4 protein-coding genes are annotated in these 7,104 nt (G+C 39.2%); all 4 read right to left on the bottom strand.

The features are described 5' to 3' along the window. The coding region (locus tag QNK26_RS14055) for an AMP-binding protein (RefSeq protein WP_319224042.1) at nucleotides 1–1,490 on the bottom strand (1,490 nt) is incomplete at its 3' end. A 95-nt stretch (nucleotides 1,491–1,585) separates the two neighbouring features. Next, nucleotides 1,586–2,572: an acyltransferase family protein gene (locus QNK26_RS14050; protein WP_319224040.1), complete on the bottom strand. Its 987-nt coding sequence runs from the start codon at nucleotides 2,570–2,572 to the stop codon at nucleotides 1,586–1,588. 349 nt (nucleotides 2,573–2,921) lie between these two features. Further along, nucleotides 2,922–4,976, bottom strand: a complete 2,055-nt coding sequence (locus QNK26_RS14045) for a methyl-accepting chemotaxis protein (RefSeq protein ID WP_319224036.1) — start codon at nucleotides 4,974–4,976, stop codon at nucleotides 2,922–2,924. Nucleotides 4,977–5,449: 473 nt separating this feature from the next. Further along, a complete protein-coding gene (locus QNK26_RS14040) occupies nucleotides 5,450–6,658 on the bottom strand; it encodes a NupC/NupG family nucleoside CNT transporter (protein WP_319224033.1) in 1,209 nt (402 codons plus the stop codon). Between the last annotated feature and the right edge of the window lie 446 nt (nucleotides 6,659–7,104).

The following is a 7,104-nucleotide window of genomic DNA, read 5'->3' as shown; positions in this document are numbered from 1 at the left end:
GATAGTTCATGCAAACTTAACGCTTCAATAAATAAATCGCTAATACTCTCCCATTCTTTTTCATCTAATTCTAAAATGTTTGAAATAGAGCGCAGTGTCCGCTGGATAAAACCAACTGTCGGTTTTTTGTAAACGTCTTCCGCAATCGCTCTAAAATCATATTTACCATTTGAGAGCAGTGGAATTGCATTAAATGGGGTAATAATAAATTTATCATGCGGCAATGCATAGTAGTCCGTTAATTGGCTTAACAAAAGCGTACTATCGACATACTCATTGGTGGCTTCCAATGCCACAATAATCGCGTCATCGTTACCGGTTACCGCACTTTGGGGATACAGCTTTTTAACAAAGCTTTGCACATCATCTAGGTTTATCCGCAACCCAAACAATTTCACAAACCGCTTGGTACGACCGACTAAATAAAACAGATCATGTTGAGTGCGGCAAGCAATATCACCTGTTAACAACATCGCAGGGGTCTCATCACCCGCTAAATCAGCAACACAACGGGCATAACCCATCATCACATTCCGGCCCCGATAAACCAGCTCCCCCGCCTTATCTAGCGCAGTGATCTCATAACCTTGTTCATTAACAATCGTTAACTCGCCCTGCGGAATAGCACGGCCGATGGTATTTGGAAAGTCAACAGTCAGGTGCGGTGGCAGATAAGAGATCCGCGGTGCCGCTTCAGTTTGCCCATACATGACAAAGAATTCGACCTCATTAGCCTGCGCTTGCAAGGCGTACTCTTTGACTAGATAACCCTCGAGCTTACCACCCGCTTGGGTGACGTAACGCAATGTCGGGTATTGTTTAAAATCAAAATCGGTCTTTAACAAGGTTTCAAATGTATAAGGCACACCCGCAAAGCTGGTCGCTGAATACGTCACTAAGTCATGCCAAAAACCAGCGTCTAATACACTGTGTGCTGTAAATACGGTACACGCACCTGCTTGCAGATGAGAGTGTAATATTGATAAACCATAAGAGTAGTGCAACTTTAGATGTGCTAAAGCAATATCGTCCTCATTCAACTGCAGATATTCCACAATCGACTCCGTGTTCGACTGAATATTGTCCGTACTTAATTTAACAAATTTTGGGGTACCTGTTGTGCCCGATGTCGACAACAACAAAGTTAAGTTGGGGTGTAATGAATGACTCGATTGTGAGTGATGATAAATCTGACCTAGGCCGTTAATAAGTAGGTTCGGATTATAGCTATTAATAAGTTGAATGGATTTTTCACTCTCAAAATCATCGGCAAGATAAACAACTTTATTACTCTTTAAGCAGGCTAAATAACACACCACCGACTGGATAGTATTTTTCGATTCAATAAATACCAATTCTTTATTATCACCAAGTTGCTGAGTTAATATGCCTACTTGATGATCAAGATTAGCGTAAGTGATAGTCCTACCACTAGCCGCATCAATTATCGCGATGTTATCTTTAAATCGTCTTAAGTCGTTAAAAAACATATGCGCCTCTACCGCTAAGCGGTCTATACAGATATCGCAGTAAGATAGCTAAACAATACTTTCAAACAGTATTCAGCCTCGCTGCATACATTCATTTATAAACCGACAAATATTTTTGATTTATCTTTCAGAATCAATTTAATTATTACAAACGACAATAACGATAAAATAAGCGTGGTGGCAAAGCTTGCGGACGCTGCAAATAATCCAGATACTTCAATACCAAAATATTGGCTATGCAGCATGCGAATAGCACCTATAAAGTAGCCATGCACAAAAAATAAATAAAAGCTTAAACGGGCAAACATATTCAACCATTTGTTTTTCTTGGCTAAATAACGCTTAGAATACGCCATCATGATCACGGACAAGACTATTTTCCACAGTAAATCTACCGATGAGCTAAAGGCTGCATCCCATGATAACCCAAGGTAAATAACGATATAACCGACCAACAGTAAGCCACTGTACTTGGCTAACTCTTCATAAATACGTGGCCGCTGAAAAAGCAACATACCAAATAGATAGGCGGGTAAAAAATACACGCTCCAGATGAGGTTATTTTCGCTAAACTCCGGACGTCCGAACCACAGTGCCGGAATCAATGACAGTACAAAGAAAGCATCTAACCACTGCTTGTTTTTAATATAAATAATGCCGGGACTGAACAGATAAAACGGGATAATCATTGGTATGAACCACAACGTCACGAGGTGTGCACCCGACCCCATTAAATACAAGTATTGATATATCACGTTTAGGCTCGTAAACCAGTTCATATCAATCCAGTAATGGCTATCTTTTAGCCCTGACATATAAATAAAAACAGCCGGAATTGAAACGAAGAAATAAGGAATGATAATTATCTTAAACTTATGTTTTATAAATTTAAGGTAATCAAAATTGGTCGATAATGAAGAGAATAAATAACCGGCAACAACAACAAATAGAATGGTCGAATTATCAAGCAACAGACCAACACCCAACAAAATAGCAGAGTCATCATGATTAATCGTGCCAATCGCATGGATCAACACGATGAGTAAAATGGCAATGCCTCTATAATTATTTATAAATTGCATTATTGACCCTTCTTAACCTACCAAGGAAGGAAGTAAGTTAGTAACCCACTAAGTAGGTGACTTACTGGGTTTTAATTATAGTCAATATGATATAAAGGTCAAAAACAGCTTTAGAGAGATTAAGCTTATTTACTTAGCGCTAAATTGACACCAGATCATGGCATTAATATTAAAGATAATGCCTAAAAAGATAAATCAAAGGGCTTTGTGTGGGTAATCCATGGCAATAAACTGCGGCACAAATGCAAGAAAGAATAAGGCAGTACTTACAAAAAAGGCCCACTTCAACTTAGTGTTAAAGTGGGCCTTTGTTATTTTGACTCGAGACTGCAGTAGCACAAGCTTATGATTAAGTTTTCAATAAAGCTAACTGATTTTCTACTGCATTCATTTCGCCTTGCAGTTTATCACTTAATTCAGCGCTATTTTCAGCCATCGTAGCCAATGCGGAAGACTCATCACCAATCAGCGTTAGATTACGATTAATATCTTCATTCACTGCTTTCTGTTCTCTCGCCGCTGTCGCTACATGGTTAATATCATCACTGATCAGGTCGACATCTTGCAGTGCAGTGTGTAATGAATCATAAGACGACTGCGATTTGAGCATGGTTTCTTTGGCTTTAGTTGCGCCTTGTTCAATAATGTTAACCGACGAATTGACACCAAGTTGCAACGCATTAATCATATTATTGATTTCTTCTGTAGACGCCTGAGTTTTAGACGCCAAACTGCGAACTTCATCAGCTACAACGGCAAAGCCACGGCCTTGCTCACCAGCACGCGCAGCTTCGATCGCCGCATTCAGAGCTAATAAATTAGTTTGCTGTGCAATAGCGCGGATCACATCAATGATCTTATTGATATCGTCACTGCGGGAAGCAACCTCTGAGATAGAAACCGTGGCAGCTTGCATGTCTTCGGTCAATGATTTAACCATCGCCACCGAATCCGCTAATAACTGACTTGAACCTCTAACTTCATCACGTACTTTGGCAGTATTATCCGCGGCATCAGAAGCAAATCGAGATACCTCGTGTGCCGCCGTCGACATCTCATTGGTCGCGGTAACGACACTGATGATCTCAGCCTGCTGCGAACCCGTCGCTTGGCGCGTATTATCGCTGATAACTTTCACGTCTTTCGACAAACTTTGCGCCTTGCTGTTGACGGATTTTAACGCGTTAATCATCCCGCGTAATTTATGCGTAAATTGATTAACGCTATCACTTAACTCAATTAATTCTTGGTGAGTATCGATACGTATTTCTTGCGTTAAATCACCATCGGCACTGGCCAGACGTTTAATCGCATTATTTAACCTATTAATCGGTTTAACAATTGACGCCACTAACGCAAACATGACCAATAATGCAAGCACCGATGAAATCAAGGCAATCACGACTTGCTGAGTTACGATAGATGCAACAATCGTATCAATTAATTCTGTCAACTCATCACGAGCAGACAACGCCACATTCTTAGGCACTTCAATTAATATTGACCAAGTGGTGTTAGCAGCCGCAATCGAGATCGGTAAACTAACGTAATAAATGCCATTTTTTTCTAAAAAACCACCCGATTTATACAAAGTTAATAATTTACCATCAAAATCACTGTGAGCTTCTTTTAATGGGCGACCTAATTTATTTTTATAATGACTCGAACTGACTATCAGCCCTAACGAACTCAATAGCGTGACTTTACTTTGCCCCTGATACAATTTATCACTCAGGTCTGCCGTCATCTGACTAAAGACAGGTAAATTAAGATCGACCCCAACAAGTCCTTTAAACTGGCCATTATGGATCACCGGCACCGTCAAACTAGTCATCATCTCTGAATGGCCGGTAGTGACTTCCGCCAGATAAGGTTCCATCACGCAAGGTTGTAAAGACTCTTTCGAGCAAAGGAACCACTCCGCTTCACGAATACCAAATTCATTTTTGCCATCGAGATACTTCTCGTTCGGATCTTCAACTTGTTCTTGAATTAACGTATTTTCAGACTCTTTGAACCAATAAATCTCTAGGCTACCCGTTTGTGGTACGGTGTGTAACGCATCTGAATTTAAGTATGAACGGTCATTATTATCGTAACTATTTTTTTCGAATTGCACGTAGAACGAACTTAAATTGGTATTTTCAGCCAAGCCAGAACCGACTAATTGACTCATCAATTCACGATCAAGCAATTGCTTGTCATCCAACATACTCTGTTGAATTATTTTATTAACGATTAATGGGGTTTTGTAAGACTCATTCATAAAGCCACTGACTTCTTGCGCAAAGCTATCAGCTTCCGATTTCAGTCTGGCAATCACTTGCTGATCCATCGCCGTCGAGGTTTTATCGATAATATCCTTATTCATACTAGCCAACGAATTACTCAGATTAATAGTCATAAATAGCACCATTAACACAATAATTGTAAAGCTAGTGATTAGTAGCTTACTTTTTAAGGACATTTGTTTATAAACGCTCAACGGATTACCTTTCAGTTCGATTACATGACATTAAATTACATCGCATTGCATTGCATTAAATATAATTAGATTAAATCAATTTTTCAGATTGAATTAGAGGCCGCAGGATACAGGTAAACAGGGAAAAATAAAAACAATACAGAGCACTAAATCAACAATAATGGATTAAATATTTCTAGGCTTTAGATGCGAGGTTGATCACTTTATTGAACAATAAAATACCTTGTTATTTAGCATTGAAAAATGTAATTAAAAACTACTAAGTTATGATGGAATTAATCAACAGCAAGACATTACAAGCTAAAAAAAGGCATACTTCAAACCATGAGATTCAAAATATGCCAATCTGTTTAACTTAACCGAACACACCAACAAGCAGCGTCAATAGCGTATTACAAGCTAACAAAAATACCCGCTAATGCAGCACTCATCAAGTTAGCTAATGTTGCAGCTAATACAGCTTTAAAGCCTAAGTTAGCCACATCTGAACGGCGTTCTGGAGCCATAACACCAATAGAGCCAATTTGGATAGCAATAGAACCAATATTAGCAAAACCACACAATGCGAATGTGATAATCACTTGGCTGTGTTCAGAGATAGTATCTTTAACTGCCGCAAAGTCCATGAAAGCAACAAATTCATTTAAAATCATTTTTTGACCAATGAATGAACCAGCAATACGCATTTCATTTTCAGGTATGCCAATCATAAATGCTAATGGCGAAAAGATGTAACCTAATACACTTTGTAAGGTAAGGTTTTCAATGCTTACCCAGTTACCCACCATTTCTAAACCAGCGTTTACCATGGCTATCACACTCACAAATGCAATTAACATAGTACCGATTGCCACAGCAACTTTCATACCATTCATCGCACCTGCAGCTAAAGCATCAATCGCGTTGCTTTGTTCGCTTTTTGCCATTTCAATGTCAGTAACTTCAGAGACAGTTTCTTGTTCTGGCACTAATAATTTAGCCATTAACAAGCTGCCTGGCGCCGCCATAAAGCTTGCTGCAATCAAGTATTTTATTTCAACACCTAAACCGGCATAACCACCCAGCACACTGCCAGCTACCGATGCCATACCACCCGTCATCACGGCGAACAATTCTGAACGCGTCATGGTCGGTAAAAATGGTTTAACTAATAATGGTGATTCACCTTGCGAAAGAAAGATGTTACCTGTTGCCGCTAATGATTCCACACGGCTAGTACCAAGAAACTTCTGGATACCACCGCCAATCACTTTAATCACCCACTGCATCACACCAAGGTAATAAAGTAATGAGATAAGCGCACTAATAAAAATAACTAATGGTAATACGCGGATAGCAAAGATAAATCCTTCTGTCGCTAAATCACCAAATAAGAATTGAATACCTACATCAGCAAAACCTAAAATACCGGCAACACCACTACTCATTGCGCCTAGCATTGCTTGACCAATAGAAGAATAAAGCACAAGAGCGGCAAAACCGGCTTGTAGGAACAATGCGCCACCAACGGTACGCCAATTGATCGCTTTGCGGTTTTCAGAAAGTGCGAATGCACATAAAATCAGTACTAAAATACCAACTAAACTAATTAACAACTGCATAATTTCATCCTGTTCTTAAAAATAGATGTATAAAAATGAAGGTGTCATACCAATTGGAATAAAATTTAGATGGCAGTAAACGCAGGAAAAATTAACACCCTGTGGGATTAACTTAGACCTGGTTAGTGATCGCTATTTTATTGCAATAGGTATTACGTGTATTGGTATATGAGGAGAGGAAAAACAGTATTTTAGAATAAACATAATCCAGTCAGTCCGCCCAATAACAACATACGAGTCACCTTGATAGCAAGCTACAGTCACGCTGGTCCAAATCCTTGGGTCGTTCACATTTCCTTGGTGACGGCTTGTAACTAAGGTGGCTAAACTCGATGGTTCTGGCCGGAACGGAATTATATAGAGATCTAGGTCGCATTAATAATATTTTCTTTAATTTCAGTTTAAATCTTAAATTAATGGTTAATATTTAAACTAAAGTTTCAAAT

The organism is Moritella sp. (assembly GCF_033791185.1).
Taxonomy (GTDB): Bacteria; Pseudomonadota; Gammaproteobacteria; order Enterobacterales; family Moritellaceae; genus Moritella.
Note: the sequence above shows the minus strand (reverse complement) of the source record. Positions and strands in the feature narration are given on the sequence as shown.

Coding starts and splice junctions, on each gene's coding strand:
- QNK26_RS14050 (WP_319224040.1), bottom strand. CDS start 2,572: ATGCAATTTATAAATAATTATAGAGGCATTGCCATTTTACTCATCGTG.
- QNK26_RS14045 (WP_319224036.1), bottom strand. CDS start 4,976: ATGACTATTAATCTGAGTAATTCGTTGGCTAGTATGAATAAGGATATT.
- QNK26_RS14040 (WP_319224033.1), bottom strand. CDS start 6,658: ATGCAGTTGTTAATTAGTTTAGTTGGTATTTTAGTACTGATTTTATGT.